The organism is Mesorhizobium sp. M2E.F.Ca.ET.209.01.1.1, assembly GCF_004010375.2.
Lineage (GTDB): Bacteria > Pseudomonadota > Alphaproteobacteria > Rhizobiales > Rhizobiaceae > Mesorhizobium.
In genome coordinates this window covers 1-315 of the sequence record NZ_SADP02000855.1, presented here as the reverse complement: position 1 = coordinate 315, position 315 = coordinate 1, and the positions used below count along the sequence as shown (strand labels likewise).

The following is a 315-nucleotide window of genomic DNA, read 5'->3' as shown; positions in this document are numbered from 1 at the left end:
CTGCGCTACAAAAAAGTCCACCTGGGCGGCGGACTTTCCCTTATGGTCGGACGCTCACCCGACGGGCGCAGCCATTTCCAGAATGGCCGCCAATTCCTCCTCTTCGAGGCGCTTGCGCTGGGCGATGAGATACGCAGCGATATACACGAGCTTGCCGATCGACTCCTTGTGATCGGCCGGCCGATACATGGTCACCTCGCGGCGCGCCATCGCCTCTTCGGACACCCGTCGCCCTTCCCCGTCGGCGACGATGGCAGATGCTTTTTGCGTCGCCATGTGACGCTCGGTTACGTCGACCAGCTTCAGCTCCGCGAG

General features: G+C 62.5%; 1 pseudogene. It reads right to left on the bottom strand.

Annotation, left to right across the window (positions count from 1 at the left end):
- Nucleotides 1-54 precede the first annotated feature (54 nt).
- A pseudogene (locus EN852_RS41460) lies at nt 55-315 on the bottom strand (hypothetical protein); the annotation flags it as partial.